15 protein-coding genes are annotated in these 16,457 nt (G+C 73.7%); 13 read left to right on the top strand and 2 right to left on the bottom strand.

What is annotated here, in order from left to right; all coding sequences use genetic code 11:
- The first annotated feature begins 66 nt into the window (after positions 1-66).
- The 4 genes from ABZW32_RS00415 to ABZW32_RS00400 all read left to right on the top strand — a co-directional run bounded on the left by ABZW32_RS00415 (position 67) and on the right by ABZW32_RS00400 (position 2,875).
- Positions 67-462, top strand: coding sequence for a cell division protein SepF (locus ABZW32_RS00415; protein WP_048477630.1), 396 nt, complete (start codon positions 67-69; stop codon positions 460-462).
- A 66-nt stretch (positions 463-528) separates the two neighbouring features.
- Positions 529-1,878 carry an ATP-binding protein gene (locus ABZW32_RS00410; RefSeq protein ID WP_356209206.1) on the top strand — a complete coding sequence of 450 codons (1,350 nt, stop codon included), beginning with the start codon at positions 529-531 and terminating at the stop codon, positions 1,876-1,878.
- On the top strand, positions 1,875-2,267 hold the full coding sequence (locus ABZW32_RS00405) for a nucleotide pyrophosphohydrolase (RefSeq protein WP_356209203.1): 393 nt from the start codon (positions 1,875-1,877) through the stop codon (positions 2,265-2,267). Before ABZW32_RS00410 ends, ABZW32_RS00405 begins: the two co-directional genes overlap by 4 nt.
- Before the next feature lie 122 nt (positions 2,268-2,389).
- Positions 2,390-2,875, top strand: a complete 486-nt coding sequence (locus ABZW32_RS00400) for a DUF6099 family protein (RefSeq protein ID WP_030238259.1) — start codon at positions 2,390-2,392, stop codon at positions 2,873-2,875.
- A 48-nt stretch (positions 2,876-2,923) separates the two neighbouring features.
- On the opposite strand, the gene ABZW32_RS00395 is transcribed toward ABZW32_RS00400, so the two are convergent.
- Positions 2,924-3,169: a hypothetical protein gene (locus tag ABZW32_RS00395; protein WP_356209533.1), complete on the bottom strand. Its 246-nt coding sequence runs from the start codon at positions 3,167-3,169 to the stop codon at positions 2,924-2,926.
- A gap of 258 nt (positions 3,170-3,427) precedes the next feature.
- Here ABZW32_RS00395 and ABZW32_RS00390 point away from each other — a divergent pair, with 258 nt between their 5' ends.
- The 7 genes from ABZW32_RS00390 (at position 3,428) to argF (ending at position 12,506) form a co-directional block, all read left to right on the top strand.
- Entirely contained in the window at positions 3,428-4,351 is a 924-nt protein-coding gene (locus ABZW32_RS00390; RefSeq protein WP_356209200.1) for an LLM class F420-dependent oxidoreductase, read from the top strand.
- A gap of 13 nt (positions 4,352-4,364) precedes the next feature.
- Positions 4,365-5,225, top strand: a complete 861-nt coding sequence (gene mmuM / locus ABZW32_RS00385; RefSeq protein WP_356209197.1) for a homocysteine S-methyltransferase — start codon at positions 4,365-4,367, stop codon at positions 5,223-5,225.
- Positions 5,226-5,328: 103 nt separating this feature from the next.
- Complete coding sequence (locus tag ABZW32_RS00380; protein ID WP_356209195.1) at positions 5,329-6,843, top strand: 3' terminal RNA ribose 2'-O-methyltransferase Hen1; 1,515 nt, start codon at positions 5,329-5,331, stop codon at positions 6,841-6,843.
- Positions 6,840-9,407 (top strand): polynucleotide kinase-phosphatase, encoded by a 2,568-nt coding sequence (locus tag ABZW32_RS00375; RefSeq protein ID WP_356209192.1) that lies wholly within the window; start codon positions 6,840-6,842, stop codon positions 9,405-9,407. The genes ABZW32_RS00380 and ABZW32_RS00375 overlap by 4 nt, the downstream gene beginning before the upstream one ends.
- 190 nt (positions 9,408-9,597) lie before the next feature.
- Positions 9,598-10,095, top strand: a complete 498-nt coding sequence (locus ABZW32_RS00370; RefSeq protein ID WP_356209189.1) for a hypothetical protein — start codon at positions 9,598-9,600, stop codon at positions 10,093-10,095.
- 55 nt (positions 10,096-10,150) lie between these two features.
- A complete protein-coding gene (locus tag ABZW32_RS00365; protein ID WP_356209187.1) occupies positions 10,151-11,377 on the top strand; it encodes an arginine deiminase in 1,227 nt (408 codons plus the stop codon).
- A gap of 112 nt (positions 11,378-11,489) precedes the next feature.
- On the top strand, positions 11,490-12,506 hold the full coding sequence (gene argF, locus ABZW32_RS00360) for an ornithine carbamoyltransferase (RefSeq protein WP_356209184.1): 1,017 nt from the start codon (positions 11,490-11,492) through the stop codon (positions 12,504-12,506).
- Between the two features lie 40 nt (positions 12,507-12,546).
- On the opposite strand, the gene ABZW32_RS00355 is transcribed toward argF, so the two are convergent.
- The gene (locus tag ABZW32_RS00355; RefSeq protein ID WP_356209182.1) at positions 12,547-12,966 is read right to left on the bottom strand and encodes an ATP-binding protein; all 420 of its coding nucleotides are present in this window, start codon (positions 12,964-12,966) and stop codon (positions 12,547-12,549) included.
- A gap of 275 nt (positions 12,967-13,241) precedes the next feature.
- On the opposite strand from ABZW32_RS00355, the gene ABZW32_RS00350 reads away from it, so the two are divergent.
- Positions 13,242-14,069, top strand: coding sequence for an enoyl-CoA hydratase family protein (locus ABZW32_RS00350; protein ID WP_280914197.1), 828 nt, complete (start codon positions 13,242-13,244; stop codon positions 14,067-14,069).
- A 4-nt stretch (positions 14,070-14,073) separates the two neighbouring features.
- On the top strand, positions 14,074-16,437 hold the full coding sequence (locus tag ABZW32_RS00345; protein WP_356209179.1) for a bifunctional salicylyl-CoA 5-hydroxylase/oxidoreductase: 2,364 nt from the start codon (positions 14,074-14,076) through the stop codon (positions 16,435-16,437).
- The last annotated feature ends 20 nt before the right edge of the window (positions 16,438-16,457 follow it).

Genomic DNA, 16,457 nt, shown 5'->3' with positions numbered 1-16,457 from the left:
GGGCTGAACGGGTGAAACGCGAGAGGATGGGGGGATGCACATGAAGCGCACGGCCGAGGCGGCCCGGTGAGCAGGTACGACGTCACTGACGAACAGTGGGAGGGACTCGCGCAGGTGGTACCCCTGCGCAGTCGCAACGAATGGCCCTCCCGGGTGGACCACCGCACGATCCCCACGGCGCCCGGGGCGTCCGCGGCGGAGCAGCGGCGCTTCGTGGTGATCCGGGTCCAGATCTTCGCCGACGCCCGGGAGGTGGCGGAGTACCTGATCGCGCAGATCCCGGTGCTCCTCGACCTCACGGGCGCGGACGGTGAAGTGGCCAAGCGGATCCTCGACTTCAGCAGCGGTGTCGTCTTCGGACTCGGCAGCGGGATGCACCGGGTCGACCGGAACGTCTTCCTGCTGGCGCCGGTCGGGACCGAGGTCGAGGGGATCGCGGCGGCGGCCGTCCCCCGATCGTAGGAAGGTCGGGGCGGTGGAACGGTTCGCCGTACCCGGAGGCGGGCCGCCGGACCGTACCGTCCGGCCATGGACGCCACCCTGGACGCGGCACGGCCCGCCGCCGACCTCCCTTCCGAATCCCGTACCTCCGCGGATTCCCGCCCCTCTCCTCCCGGTTCCGCTTCTTCTCCCGCTTCCCCCGCCACCCCTCCCGCCGCCTCTTTAGGGGCGATCGCGGGGCCGAGGCGGCCCGCGGTCACCGAACTGCGGCTGGCCGCCTTCGGCCGGCACCGGGCGGCGGCCTTCCCGCTCGGCCCCGTGACCCTGTTCGCCGGGGCCAGCGGCAGCGGCAAGTCCCAGGCCCTGGCCGCCTACGCGGCCCTGTCCCGGCTCGCCTCCGGGGCCGCCCTGGACGAGGTGTTCCCCGACCCGGTGGCCCACGTGCCCGAACGGGCCGTCCCCGACCCGGACGGGCGGCGGGGCTTCCGCATCGGCTGCACCGTCGACGGCCCGGCCGGGCCCGTCCGCCTCGACCTCGCCGTCCAGGCCGAACCCACGCTGCGGGTCGTCGGCGAACGCCTCGCCCAGGACGGCCAGATCCTGCTCACCACCGCCCTGCGCGACCCGCGCCGCCCCTCCGTCCAGGCCGCCTGGTTCACCGGCGGCGCCATCGGCGTGACCCGCGCCCCGCTCCCCGACGACCGGCTCGCCACGGCCCTGTTGCCGCTGCGGGTGGCCGGCTCCACCGCCGGGCAGCGCCGGGTGCTCGCCGCCGCCGAGCAGGTCGTGGTCGCCCTGCGCTCGGTGTTCCCCTGCGACCCCCGGCCCGAGCGGATGCGCGCGCCCGTCGCACAGGGCGACGGCCGGCTGCGGAGCGACTGCCGGAACCTGGCCGACGTACTGCGCCGGACCCGCCACGAGTGCGCCACCCGGCACGCCCTGCTGGCGGCGGCGGCCCGCACCGGCTGCGCCGGGCCGGTCACCGGGCTGGACGTACGGGGCGCGGCCGCCGGTCCGGGTGGCGGCGCGGTCGGCGGTGTGGTCGGCGGTCCGGGTGGTCTGGGTGGTCCGGGCGGTCCGGGTGGGGGGCTGGTGGCGGCGGTGCTGGACCGGGGTCCCGGCCTGCCCGCGACCGCCCTCGGCCGGCTCGGCGCGGGCGAACTCCGCTTCCTCGCGCTGGCCCTCGTCCTGCTCACCGGGCCCGGGGTGCTCCAGGTGGAGCCGGTCGCCGACGTGCTGGCCGCCCGGCAGGCGCTCACCGTCCTCGCCGACGACCTCGATCGCGGTCTGGACCGGGGGCAGAGCGCCGAACTGCTGCGCCTGGCCCTGTTGTCCGGCGGGCGCGGCCATGTCCGGCTGGCCGCCGCGGTGGGTGAGGAGACCGCGGGAACCGGGCGTGGGCTCCCCGGCGTCTCGGTGGTAGACCTGGTCCCATGAGTGCTGTCCCCGAGAACCCCGAGCCCGAGCCCCCGCACGGCGAACGGCTCTACCGGCTCCAGCGACGGCTGGCCGACTTCGCGGCCGCCCGGGACTGGGGCCCGTACCACACGCCCAAGAACCTCGCCGTGGCCCTGAGCGTCGAGGCGTCCGAACTGGTCGAGATCTTCCAGTGGCTGACACCGGAACAGTCGGCCGCGATCATGGAGAAGCCCGAAAGCGCCCATCGGGTGACCGATGAGGTGGCCGATGTGCTCGCGTATCTGCTGCAATTCTGTGAGGTTCTCGGGGTGGATGTGCTGGATGCGCTCGCCGCGAAGATCGAGAGGAACGAGCTCCGCTTCCCGGAGACCGGCAGTTCGACCTCTGATCGTCACTCTTCGGAGTGATAGCGTCATCCACAACCATGTTTGTGTCCACAGATTTCCGAATACCCCTGGCTTTACTGGCTCCTTGCCTTCACTCTGGGTAGTGAAGGACGGCGGGATGTCGTGCGGACGGGGGACGGCATATGGATGCGGTACGGCTCATCGCGGCCGGCCGGCACGCGCTGGCACAGAGCGGAGCTGCGTGGGACATCGTCGGCGAGGCCTGGCAGGCCCAGGCGCTGGCGCAGGGGATAGGGAGCTGGCTGGCGGTCACGGGACCGCCGGAGCTGAGAGCGGAGGCACGGGGACTGGGGGAAGCGGGAGGCAGAGGCTGCGGGGTCATCGACCGGGCGGCGCTGCGCGGTGAGGGCAGCGCGCCCGAACAGCCGCCGCGCGCCGCGCGGCTGACGGAGGTGACCGACGCGCGACAGGCACTGCTGGGACTGCAGGCACTGCTCGGCGAGGTGGGGATAGCACTCGTCGGCGTGGCCTGCGGCACGGACGACGAGGGCCTGTACTGGCAGTGCATAGAGTCGATCGACGCGGCCGACGAGTCGAGCGACCGGGTCCGCGCACTGCTGCGCCGGATGACCGTACGGGAACGGGGGTCGGCCTCGGGGGTGGTCTGAGACCGGGGGCCGGGTGGTCCCGCCGTGGGCGACGGGACCCGCGCACGGTCAGCCGGAGCGGTCGGAGCTGCGCTCGCTCTCGTGCGTGTGGCCGCCCGGGGAGACCGGCGTGCCGGAGGGGGCGCGGTCCGCGGAGTGCTGGAGGTCGGCGTCGAGCCGGGACAGGTCGGCGTTCAGCGCGGCCATCAGCTCTTCCATCTGCTGCAGCAGGCCCTTCGGCGCGCCACCGTCCTGGGCGGGTACCGCGGGCTCCTGGCTCGCTCGGTCGTGTGCAGCCTGCCCGCTCTGCTCGATTTCCTGCCCGGTCTGTCCGTCTTCCCGGCGGGTCTGCGGCACGGCCTCGTGGGACATGGCGGCCTCCTCGGCCCTGGCCCCTCCGAGTGGAAGGGGGCGGTGGACGCACCGGCGAGTGGCCGCCGGCGCGCGGGCCGGGCGGTCCGGCTCCGTCCGAGCCAACGAGCCCCATCCGTGCTGGTCACTGGCCGGGCGGGGGGTGAACCTGCCGTTGACGCAGATTCACCCGGCAGGGGTCGGAAGGGCAGGATGGAAGGCATGGACCTCCGCATTTTCACCGAGCCGCAGCAGGGCGCCGACTACGACACCCTCCTGACCGTCGCCAAGGCCACCGAAGACCTCGGGTTCGACGCGTTCTTTCGCTCTGATCACTACCTCCGGATGGGATCGGCCGACGGGCTGCCCGGCCCGACCGACGCCTGGATCACGCTCGCGGGTCTGGCCCGCGAGACCCGGCGGATCCGGCTGGGCACGCTGATGACGGCCGGTACCTTCCGGCTGCCCGGAGTCCTCGCGATCCAGGTCGCCCAGGTCGACCGGATGTCCGGCGGCCGGATCGAACTCGGCCTGGGCGCGGGCTGGTTCGAGGAGGAACACAAGGCGTACGGGATCCCCTTCCCCGCGGAGCGGATGGCCCGGCTGGAGGAGCAGCTGGCCGTCATCACCGGCCTGTGGGCCACAGAGCCGGGCGCCACCTTCGACTACCGGGGCGACCACTACCGGCTGGAGAACTCCCCGGCCCTGCCCAAGCCCGCCCAGGCAAAGGTGCCCGTCCTGATCGGTGGCCACGGCGCCCGGCGCACCCCGCGCCTCGCCGCCCGGTACGCCGACGAGTTCAACATGCCGTTCGCGTCGATCGCGGACAGCGAGCGGCAGTTCGGCCGGGTCCGGGAGGCCGCCGAGCAGGCGGGCCGCGCGGCGGACGACCTCGTCTACTCCAACGCCCTGGTGGTGTGCGTGGGCAAGGACGACGCCGAGGTGGCCCGCCGGGCCGCCGCCATCGGCCGCGAGGTGGACGAGCTGAAGGCCAACGGTCTCGCCGGCTCCCCGGCCGAGGTCGTCGACAAGATCGGCGCCTACGCCGCCATCGGCTCCTCCCGCGTCTACCTGCAGCTCCTCGACCTCGACGACCTCGATCACCTGGAGCTCATCTCCGCCCGGGTGCTCTCCGAGCTCGGTTAGGAGGCAACCGGCCATGCCCCGCGCGACCGGCCCGCTCGCCGACGCCCTGGACGTCCGGAACGTCCTCCTGGACGGCGGGCTCAGCAACCAGCTCGCCGCCCAGGGCTGCGACCTGTCCGGGGGCCTGTGGACCGGCCGGGTGCTCGCCGAGCACCCGGACCAGGTGGAGCGCGCCCACACGGCGTACGTCCGGGCCGGCGCCGAGGTGCTGATCACCGCGAGCTACCAGGTCGGGGACGACCCGGCCCTGCTGCGGCGAGGCGTCCGGGTGGCCGACCGGGCCGCGCGGGCCGCCGGCCACGAGGTGTGGGTGGCCGCCTCCGTGGGCCCGTACGGGGCGGTCCTCGCCGACGGCTCCGAGTACCGGGGCCGGTACGGCCTGGGCGTGGCCCGGCTGGCCGCCTTCCACCGGCCCCGGATCGAGGCCCTGGGCGGGGCGGACGTACTGGCCCTGGAAACCGTCCCCGACACCGTGGAGGCCGAGGCCCTGCTGCGCGTCCTGGCCGGCAGCGGGGCCCGCGCCTGGCTCTCCTACACCGTCGAGGCCGGCCGCACCCGGGCCGGCCAGCCCCTCGACGAGGCCTTCGCCCTCGCGGCCGCCGCCCCCGAGGTCATCGCCGTCGGCGTCAACTGCTGCGACCCCGCCGACGTGCTCCCCGCCCTGGAGGCGGCCGCCTCCGTCACCGGCAAACCCCTGGTGGCCTACCCCAACGACGGCTCCGCATGGGACGCCGCCACCCACACCTGGCACCCCCCGTCCGCCCCCGCCCCCTGGAACGTGGCGGCCTGGCGTGCGGCCGGCGCCCGCCTCATCGGCGGCTGCTGCCGCGTCGGACCGGACACCATCGCCTCCCTGCGCACCCGACCGTCCTGATCAGCGCCCCGGGCCGCGGGTGAGCCCCCGACCCGCGGGCCACCGGCGCGGGGGAGGGTAAAACCGTTGGCCCGAGGGCGCCGCCACGGTCATGCTGAAGTGCATGTTCCTCACGATCAGCACCACGGGCACCGCCGAGAATCCGGCCACTGACCTGGGCTTTCTGCTGCACAAGCACCCCGGCAGGGCCCAGGGGTTCACCACCTCGCACGGCACCGCCCACGTGTTCTACCCCGAGGCCACGGCCGAGCGGTGCACGGCGGCCTTGCTGATGGAGGTGGATCCCGTCGCGCTCGTGCGGCGCTCCCAGGGCAAGGGCCGGGGCGCGGCCCCCGACGCGGCGCTCGCGCAGTACGTCAACGACCGCCCCTACGCGGCCTCCTCCCTGTTCGCCGTCGCGCTCGGCAAGGTCTTCCGCAGCGCCCTGGCCGGCACGTGCGCGGCCCGGCCCGAACTGGCCGGGCAGCCGCGCCCGCTGCGCGTCGAGCTCCCGGCGCTGCCCGCCCGGGGCGGCGCGGACCTGGTGCGGCGGCTGTTCGGCCCGCTGGGCTGGACCTCCGTGCGCACCGAGCCCGTCGCGCTGGACGAACGTTTCCCCGAGTGGGGCGACAGCCGCTACGTACGGCTCGTCCTCGAAGGCGAACTGAAGCTCGACGACGCCCTGCGCCAGCTATACGTCCTGCTGCCCGTGCTCGACGACGCCAAGCACTACTGGGTCGCCCCCGACGAGGTCGACAAGCTGCTGCGCGCCGGAGACGGCTGGCTGGCGACGCACCCCGAGCACGCCCTGATCGCCGCCCGCTACCTGGCCCGGCACAAGCGGCTCACCCAGGACGCGATGGAGCGCCTGGAGCTGGCTCGCCTCGCCGAGGCCGACGGCAGCGAGGCGGGAGAACTCGACGACGCCGCGGAGGAGCACCGGGACGGCGCGGAGCGATCGGTCCCGCTCGCGGTGCGCCGGCGCGAGGCGATCCTCGCCGCCCTGCGCTCCGCGGGGGCCGCCCGGGTCCTCGACCTGGGCTGCGGACAGGGGCAGCTCGTCCAGGCCCTGCTGAAGGACGTGTCCTTCACGGAGGTCGTCGGCGTCGACGTGTCGGTGCGGGCGCTGGCCACCGCCGCCCGGCGGCTGCGGCTGGAGCGGATGGGGGAGCGCCAGAGCTCCCGCGTCACCCTCCTCCAGGGCTCGCTCTCCTACACCGACAAGCGGCTGGCCGGCTACGACGCGGCCGTGCTCAGCGAGGTCGTCGAGCACCTCGACCTGCCGCGGCTGCCCGCGCTGGAGTACGCCGTCTTCGGCGCGGCCCGCCCCCGCACGGTGCTCGTGACCACGCCGAACGTCGAGTACAACGTCCGCTGGGAGTCGCTGCCCGCCGGGCACGTCCGCCACCGCGACCACCGCTTCGAATGGACCCGCGAGGAGTTCCGCGCCTGGGCCGGCCGGGTCGCCGCCCGGTACGGCTACACCGTGGCGTACGTACCGGTCGGCGAGGACGACCCCGAGGTGGGTCCGCCGACCCAGATGGCCGTCTTCACGGCCGCCACCGGCACCACTGCAACCACCACCACCAGCACCACCGCCGCCACCACCGACACCCCGAAGGAGGGCGAGGCAGCATGAGCACTCCCGCCACCCACCGCGTCCTCCCCGTCACCGACCTGTCCCTCGTCGTCCTGATCGGAGCCACCGGATCGGGGAAGTCCACCTTCGCCCGCAAGCACTTCAAAGCCACCGAGGTGCTGTCCTCCGACTTCTGCCGGGGCCTGGTCGCCGACGACGAGAACGACCAGAGCGCCAGCAAGGACGCCTTCGACGTCCTGCACCACATCGCGGGCAAGCGCCTCGCCGCCGGACGCCTGACGGTCGTAGACGCCACCAGCGTCCAGCCGGAATCGCGCCGTCAGCTCGTCAGGCTCGCGCGCGAGCACGACGTGCTGCCCATCGCCATCGTCCTCGACATGCCGGAGTCCGTCTGCGCCGAGCGCAACGCGGCCCGCCCGGACCGAGCCGGGCTGCCCCGCCGGGTCATCCAGCGCCACCGCTCCGAACTGCGCCGCTCGCTGCGCGGTCTGGAGCGCGAGGGCTTCCGCAAGGTGCACGTGCTGCGCACGGTGGAGGAGGCCGAGTCCGCCGAAGTCGTCCTGGAGAAGCGGTTCAACGACCTGACCCACCTCACCGGACCCTTCGACATCATCGGTGACATCCACGGCTGCGCGTCCGAACTGGAGACCCTGCTCGGCAAGCTGGGCTACGAGGACGGCGCCCACCCCGACGGCCGCACCGCCGTCTTCGTCGGCGACCTCGTGGACCGCGGCCCCGACAGCCCCGGCGTCCTGCGCCGGGTGATGGGCATGGTCGGGTCCGGCAACGCCCTGTGCGTCCCCGGGAACCACGAGAACAAGCTCGGCCGTTACCTCAAGGGCTCCAAGGTCCAGCTGACCCACGGCCTCGCGGAGACCGTCGAGCAGCTCGGGCGCGAGTCCGAGGAGTTCGTGAAGGAGGTGCGGACGTTCATCGCCGGCCTGGTCAGCCACTACGTCCTCGACGGCGGCCGGCTGGTGGTGTGTCACGCGGGCCTGCCGGAGAAGTACCACGGCCGCACCTCCGGCCGGGTCCGCTCGCACGCCCTCTACGGGGAGACCACGGGCGAGACCGACGAGTTCGGCCTGCCCGTGCGCTACCCCTGGGCCGAGGACTACCGGGGCAAGGCCGTCGTCGTCTACGGCCACACCCCGGTCCCGGACACCACCTGGATCAACAACACCATCTGCCTCGACACCGGCGCCGTCTTCGGCGGCCGGATGACCGCCCTGCGCTGGCCCGAGCGCGAACTGGTCGACGTACCGGCCGAGAAGGTCTGGTACGAGCCGGTCAAACCGCTCGTCGCCGAGGTTCCGGGCGGGCACGACGGCCGTCCGCTGGACCTGGCCGACGTACAGGGCCGCCGCGTGGTGGAGACCCGTCACCTGGGCAACGTGGCCGTCCGCGAGGAGAACGCGGCCGCCGCCCTGGAGGTCATGAGCCGCTTCGCGGTGGACCCCCGGCTGGTGCCCTACCTCCCGCCGACCATGGCGCCGACCGCCACCGCCGCGCAGGAGGGCTGGCTGGAGCACCCGGCCGAGGCCTTCGCCCAGTACCGCGCCGACGGCGTCGAGCGGGTGGTGTGCCAGGAGAAGCACATGGGCTCCCGCGCCACCGTCCTGCTCTGCCGCGACGCCGACGCGGCCCGCGCGCGGTTCGGGGTCGAGGGCGGCGTCACCGGCTCCCTCTACACCCGCACCGGACGCCCCTTCTTCCAGGACCCCGAGGTGACGGAGGCCTTCCTCGCCCGCCTGCGCGCGGCGGTCGACGGCGCGGGCCTGTGGGCGGAACTCGACACGGACTGGCTGCTGTTCGACGGCGAGCTGCTGCCCTGGTCCCTGAAGTCCACCGGCCTGCTCCGCAACCAGTACGCCGCCGTCGGCGCGGCCTCCCGCGCCGTCTTCCCGGACGCCCTCGCCGCCCTGGAGGCGGCCGCGGCCCGGGGCGTGGACACCGGCGTCCTGCTGGAGCGCCAGCGCGGCCGGGCCGCCGACGCGGCCGCCTTCACCGAGGCGTACCGGCGCTACTGCTGGACCACCGACGGGCTGGACGACGTACGGTTCGCGCCGTTCCAGCTGCTCGCGGCGGCAGGCCGTTCGCTGGCCGCCGTACCGCACGACGAGCAGCTGGCGTGGCTGGACCGGCTGGCCGACGCCGACGGACGGGCCGCCGCCGACCGGTCCGGTGCCCCGCTGTTGCGGCGCACCGGCCGGATCCTCGTGGACACCGGGGACGAGGCGTCCGTGCGGGCCGCCACCGACTGGTGGCTGGAGCTGACCGCCGGCGGCGGTGAGGGCATGGTCGTCAAGCCGCTCGCGGCGTGCGTCCGCGACGGCAAGGGCCGGCTGGTCCAGCCGGGGGTGAAGGTCCGCGGACGCGAGTACCTGCGGATCGTCTACGGCCCGGAGTACACGCGCCCGGAGCAGCTGGAGCGACTGCGCCCGCGGTTCCTCGGGCACAAGCGCTCGCTCGCCCTGCGCGAGTACGCGCTCGGGCTGGAGGCGCTGGACCGGCTGGCCGCGGGGGAGCCGCTGTGGCGGGTCCACGAGGCGGTGTTCGCCGTGCTCGCCCTCGAATCGGAGCCGGTGGACCCCCGGTTGTGAGCCGGCCGTGACCCTGGACGTGACCCCGACCGAGGGATGCGCGCCGTAAAGCGGAGGCCCCCGTACGGCCTGGAATTAGGTCGTATGGGGGAACTTCCGCGATGAAGCCCGGGGAAAACAGCGGCCGGATCGTTCATCCAGGGCAGCGGAATGTCCGCGACCCCGGAAGGACGGAACGTCACCTATGAAGATGACCGCGCGCGGAAGCATTGCGGCGCTCATGACCTGTATGGCCGCGGCCGGCGCGGCCACCCCGGCCGTGGCCGACTCGGTTCCCGTGGGAGTGCCGCTGGAGGCGGTGGAGACCACGCTGGGCGTACCCACCCCGCACGTCGCCACCGCCGTCCCGATGCCGGTCGTCGGAGCCCCCGAGGCGCCCCGCCAGCACAAGGGCGACATGCTCCCGACACCGCTGCTCCCGGTGGTGCCGATCGGCACCGACCTCGGTGTCACCCGGATCACCTCGCCGGTGCCCAACCTGCTGGGCGACCCCGCGACGGACGGGGAGGGTTCGCTGGAGTCCCCGGGCACCACCCTGCTCACCCGGAGTCCCGGAGCCGTCGTCGGCTCGCCCCTGACGATGCCGGACGGCGGCAACAGCGGCATCCCGAACCTGACCGCCCCCAAGCTCGGCGTGATCGCTCCGGAAGTGATCGGCGCCCCGACGGCACTTCTCGGCCTGCGCTGAGTCCGCGCAGCCGACGCCAGGTCAAAAAGCCGTCCGGTCTGGGTACGTGTACGGCATGGGATTCCATGTCGACTCCGAGACCGGGCGGCTCCGCCGCGTCATCCTCCACCGGCCCGACCTGGAGCTGAAGCGGCTCACACCAAGCAACAAGGACGCCCTGCTCTTCGACGACGTGCTGTGGGTGCGCCGGGCCCGCCAGGAACACGACGGTTTCGCGGACGTGCTCCGCGACCGGGGCGTCGCCGTCCACCTCTTCGGCGACCTGCTCCGCGAGTCCCTCGACATCCCCGAGGCGAGACACCTCGTACTGGACCGGGTCTTCGACGAGAAGGAGTACGGCCCCCTCGCCACCGACCACCTGCGTGCCGTCTTCGACGGACTCTCCTCGGCCGACCTCGCCGACGCCCTGGTCGGCGGCATGACCAAGCGGGAGTTCCTGGAGCGGCACGCCGAGCCGGTGTCGGTGCGCTTCCACGCGCTGGAGACGGACGGTTTCCTGCTGGGCCCCCTGCCCAACCACCTCTTCACGCGGGACACCTCCGCCTGGATCTACGACGGGGTGTCGATCAACGCCATGCGCTGGCCGGCCCGGCAGCGCGAGACCGTGCACTTCGAGGCGATCTACCGGCACCACCCGCTGTTCACCGGCTCGGGAGCCTTCCACTTCTGGTCGCAGGGTCAGGTGGACTACCCCTCGACCATCGAGGGCGGGGACGTCCTGGTCATCGGCAACGGCGCCGTGCTGATCGGCATGAGCGAGCGGACCACCCCGCAGGCGGTGGAGATGCTCGCACGCGGCCTGTTCGCGGCCGGCTCGGCGACGGCCATCGTGGCGCTCGACATGCCGAAGCGGCGGGCCTTCATGCACCTGGACACGGTGATGACGATGGTCGACGCAGATACGTTCACTCAGTACGCGGGGCTGGGCATGCTGCGCTCCTACACGATCCGGCCGGGCGAGCGGCCCGGGCAACTGCGGGTGAGCGACCACCCGGCCGAGCACATGCACCGGGCGATCGCGGCCGCCCTCGGCCTGGAGCGGATCAGGGTGCTGACGGCCACCCAGGACGTGCACTCGGCGGAGCGTGAGCAGTGGGACGACGGCTGCAACGTGCTGGCGGTGGAACCGGGGGTGGTGGTCGCCTACGAGCGGAACGTCACCACCAACACGCACCTGCGCAAGGAGGGCATCGAGGTGATCGAGATCCCGGGGAGCGAGCTGGGACGGGGCCGGGGCGGGCCGCGGTGCATGAGCTGCCCGGTGGAGCGGGACGCCGTGTGATCGGGGGGCGCCGTGTGATCCGGGGCGCACGGCCGGATGGGACTGTATATCAATGCAGAGGATCGTATAGACTTCCAACATCCCCTGTCAGCGCCACCCTGGAGTGTCCCCCATGGCCACCGACCTCTTCGGCCGCAGTTTCCTCAAGGAGCTCGACTTCACCGCCGCCGAGTTCCGCGGTCTGGTCGAGCTCGCCGCCGAACTCAAGGCCGCCAAGAAGGCCGGGACCGAGCAGCGCCGGCTCCAGGGCAAGAACATCGCGCTGATCTTCGAGAAGACCTCGACGCGCACCCGCTGTGCCTTCGAGGTCGCCGCCGCCGACCAGGGCGCCCACACGGTCTACCTCGACCCCACCGGCTCCCAGATGGGTCACAAGGAGTCCGTCCGGGACACGGCCCGGGTGCTCGGCCGGATGTTCGACGGGATCGAGTACCGGGGCGACAGCCAGGACGCGGTCGAGGAGCTCGCCGCGCACTCGGGCGTCCCGGTCTTCAACGGCCTCACCGACGACTGGCACCCCACCCAGATGCTCGCCGACGTGCTCACGATGACCGAGCACGTCGGCAAGCCGCTGGAGCGCATCGCCTTCGCCTATCTCGGCGACGCCCGCTTCAACATGGGCAACTCCTACCTGGTCACCGGTGCGCTGCTGGGCATGGACGTCCGGATCGTCGCGCCGAAGGCGTACTGGCCGGCCGAGGCCGTCGTGGCGCGGGCCCGGGAGCTGGCCGCGGCCAGCGGGGCCAGGATCACCCTCACCGAGGAGGTCGCGGAGGGCGTGGCCCAGGCCGACTTCGTGGCCACGGACGTCTGGGTGTCGATGGGCGAGCCCAAGGAGGTCTGGGACGAGCGGATCGCGGCCCTGGCCCCGTACGCCGTCACCATGGACGTGCTGCGCGCGACCGGGAATCCGGACGTGAAGTTCCTGCACTGCCTGCCCGCCTACCACGACCTGGGCACCAAGGTGGCCCGCGAGGTCCACGAGCGGCACGGGCTGGACTCGCTGGAGGTCACGGACGAGGTGTTCGAGTCGGCGCACTCGGTCGTCTTCGACGAGGCTGAAAACCGGCTGCACACCATCAAGGCCGTCCTCGTGGCGCTGCTCGCCGCCCCCGGTACCGGGGCGTAGCGGCCGTCCGTCCCGCCCGTCCCGCGTCCCGCCCGTGCCGTCAGGCGGTCGCGGCGCGGGTCGGCAGGGTGAACCACACGGCCTTCCCGCGCGCGGTGCGCCGGTGGCCGCAGGCGGAGCTGAGGGTCCGGATCAGCAGCAGGCCCCGGCCGTGCTCCTGCCAGGGGTCGGGAGGGGTGTCGTCGGGGCGGGCGGCGAGGTCGCCCGGCGGGCGCGGGTCGCCGTCGTGCACCTCCACCTGGCAGCCGTTCGCCCGCAGCTCCACGACCAGCTCGATCGGGGCTCCGCCGGAGGTGTGCTCCACGGCGTTCGCGACCAGCTCGGCGGTCAGCAGCTCCGCGGTGTCCCGGTCGGCCGAGGGGCCGCCGTCCGTGAGGGCGGTGCGGACCAGGGCGCGCGCGAGGGGCACGGCCGCGGTGGAGTGCGGGAGGGCGATCCGCCAGGCGGAGGCGTCGGGCAAGGCTGATCCGTCCGTTCCGGAATCGTCGCGGGGGCGTGGAGGGGCGTGGAGGGGCGGTGCGGCGGGAGTCACTCCGGTGGCGCCCGGGTGAATTCCCGCTTTCAACGATACGAAGTGGAATTCCGGCTTCGTAGGGCACCCCGGCCGAAGCGCAAGGGGCCGAGGTCGGTGGCACCGGGGACCTTCGGCACGCTTGCGGGCCGGGCCCGGCCGTCGGCCCCTCTCGTGTCGCGTTTCCGTGACGGTAGTCACGAGTCGGTGATACCGTCGGTCCCGTGAGCCCCTTCACCGGTTCCACCCCATCGACCGAACGGTGGCGCAACCTGCGGGTGACCCGGCAGGACGGTGTCGCCACCGTGACCCTCGACCGCCCCGAGAAGCTGAACGCGCTCACCTTCGGCGCCTACGCCGACCTGCGCGATCTGCTCGCCGAACTGTCCCGCGAACGTTCCGTACGCGCCCTCGTCCTCGCCGGCGAGGGCCGTGGCTTCTGCTCCGGCGGGGACGTGGACGAGATCATCGGTGCCACCCTCGCCATGGACACCGCCCAGCTGCTCGACTTCAACCGGATGACCGGCCAGGTGGTCCGGGCCGTCCGCGAATGCCCCTTCCCGGTGATCGCCGCCGTGCACGGAGTGGCCGCCGGAGCCGGAGCCGTCCTCGCCCTCGCCGCCGACTTCCGGATCGCGGACCCCACCGCCCGGTTCGCCTTCCTCTTCACCCGCGTCGGCCTCTCCGGCGGGGACATGGGCGCCGCCTATCTGCTGCCCCGGGTCGTCGGCCTCGGCCACGCCACCCGGCTGCTGATGCTCGGAGAACCCGTACGCGCCCCCGAGGCGGAGCGGATCGGCCTGCTCAGCGAGCTGGTCGACGAGGGCAAGGCCGACGTCCGGGCCGCCGAACTGGCCGCCCACCTCGCCGCCGGACCCGCCCTCGCGTACGCGCAGACCAAGGCCCTGCTGACGGCGGAACTGGACATGCCGCTGGCCGCCTCGGTCGAACTCGACGCCAACACCCAGGCGCTGCTGATGCACGGCGAGGACTACGCGGAGTTCCACGCGGCCTTCACCGGGAAGCGGCCGCCGCGCTGGAAGGGCAGGTAACGCCATGCGGGTCGCCGTCGTGGGCGGGGGACCGGGGGGACTGTACGCCGCCGCGCTGCTGGCACGGCAGGGGCACCACGTGGAGGTCTGGGAGCGGGGCGCCCCCGAGGACACCTTCGGCTTCGGCGTCGTGCTCTCCGACGAGACCCTCGGCGGGATCGAACGCGCAGACACGGTCGTGCACGCCGCCCTCGGCGCCGAGTTCGTGCGCTGGGACGACGTCGAGGTCGTCCACCGGGGCCGGCTCCTCACCTCCGGCGGCCACGGCTTCGCCGCGCTCGGCCGGCGCCGGCTGCTGGAGATCCTGCACGAGCGCTGCGCGGGTCTCGGCGTCCGGCTCCGCTTCCGCACCCCGGCCCCCGACGCGGACGAGCTGGCCCGTACGCACGACCTGGTCGTCGCGGCGGACGGGGTGCACAGCGCGATCCGGGAGAAGGGCGCGGCGCACTTCCGTCCCACCGTCACCGAAGGGCGCTGCCGCTACATCTGGCTGGCCGCCGACTTCGCCTTCGAAGCCTTCCGCTTCGAGATCGCGGAGACCGCGCACGGGGTGATGCAGCTCCACGCCTACCCGTACTCCGACGACTCCTCGACCGTGATCGTGGAGATGCGGGAGGAGGTATGGCGCGCCGCGGGCTTCGACCTGTGCGACGAGCAGGAGTCCGCCTCCCGGTGCGCCAAGACCTTCAGCGAGGCCCTGCGCGGCAGGCCGCTGAGGGGCAACCGCTCCGCCTGGACCCGCTTCCGCACCGTTGAGAACGCGCGCTGGTCGCACGGGAACGTGGTCCTGCTCGGGGACGCCGCGCACACGGCCCACTTCTCCATCGGCTCCGGCACCAAGCTCGCCGTCGAGGACGCTCTGGCGCTCGCCGAGGCACTGGCGGAGGCCACCGGGGAGGAAGCGGGCCCTGGGCGCCCGGGCCCGCAGGAGGTCCCCCCGGCGGGTGTGGCCCAGGCCCTGGCGGCGTACGAGGCCGCGCGGCGGCCCGCCGTGGCCAGCACCCAGCGGGCGGCGGCCGCCAGCATGCGGTGGTTCGAGGAGATCCAGGGCTACGTCGGCCAGCCCGCCCGGCAGTTCGCCTTCAACCTGCTGACCCGCAGCCGACGGGTGACGCACGAGAACCTGCGGCTGCGCGACGCCCGCTTCACGCGGGCGGTGGAAGAGGAGTTCGGCTGCCCGGCGGGTGCGGCAGGCGCGGCGAGTGCGGCAGGCGTGGCGGGCGCGGGGGGTGCGGTGGGCGCCGGGGGCGCCGGGGGTGCGTCGGGAACCCCGCCGATGTTCACCCCGTTCACCCTGCGGGGCCTGACCCTGCGCAACCGGGTCGTCGTCGCGCCCATGGACATGTACTCGGCGCGGGACGGGGTGCCGGGTGACTTCCACCTGGTGCACCTCGGCGAGCGGGCCCTGGGCGGGGCCGGGCTCGTCATGACGGAGATGGTGTGCGTCAGCGCCGAGGGCCGGATCACCCCCGGCTGCACGGGCCTGTGGACCTCGGGGCAGGCGGCCGCCTGGAAGCGGATCGTCGACTTCGTCCACACCTCCGCGCCGGGCACCGCCCTCGGCGTCCAGCTCGGGCACTCGGGCCGCAAGGGCTCGACGAGGGTCATGTGGGAGGGCATGGACGAGCCGCTGCCCGAGGGCAACTGGCCGCTCGTCGCCGCCTCCGCACTGCCCTACCGGCCCGGCGTGTCCGCGGTCCCGCGCGCCCTGGACACCGCCGACCTCGCCGCGCTGCGCTCGGACTTCGCGGCGGCGGCCGTGCGCGCCGCGGAATGCGGCTTCGACCTGCTGGAACTGCACTGCGCGCACGGCTACCTGCTGTCCGGGTTCCTGTCGCCGCTCACCAACCACCGCGACGACGCCTACGGCGGCCCCCTGGAGAACCGGCTGCGCTTCCCGTTGGAGGTCTTCGACGCGGTCCGCGCCGTGTGGCCGGCGGACCGCCCGATGACGGTCAGGATCTCGGCGACCGACTGGGCGCCCGGCGGCACCGCGCCGGACGAGGCGGAGCGGATCGCCGCCGCCTTCGCCGCCCACGGCGCGGACGCCGTCGACGTGTCCACCGGCCAGGTCGTGGCCGACGAGACCCCGGAGTACGGGCGCTCCTACCAGACCCCCTACGCCGACCGGATTCGCAACGCGCTCGGCGTCCCCGTCATCGCCGTCGGCGCCATCTCCTCCTGGGACGACGTCAACTCCCTGCTGCTGGCCGGGCGCGCCGACCTGTGCGCCGTGGGCCGCCCGCACCTGTACGACCCGCACTGGACCCTGCACGCGGCGGCCGACCAGGGGTACGAGGGACCGGGCGCGCCCTGGCCCGCCCCCTACCGGGCCGGCAGCCGCAAGCCGCCGACCGGGAAGGGGTAGTGCGGTAGCGGCGGCAGCGG

It is taken from the genome of Streptomyces sp. NPDC004667, from assembly GCF_040609475.1.
Taxonomy (GTDB): Bacteria; Actinomycetota; Actinomycetes; order Streptomycetales; family Streptomycetaceae; genus Streptomyces.
The sequence above is the reverse complement of the archived record's forward strand: the minus strand, read 5'-3'. Positions and strand labels throughout refer to the sequence as shown.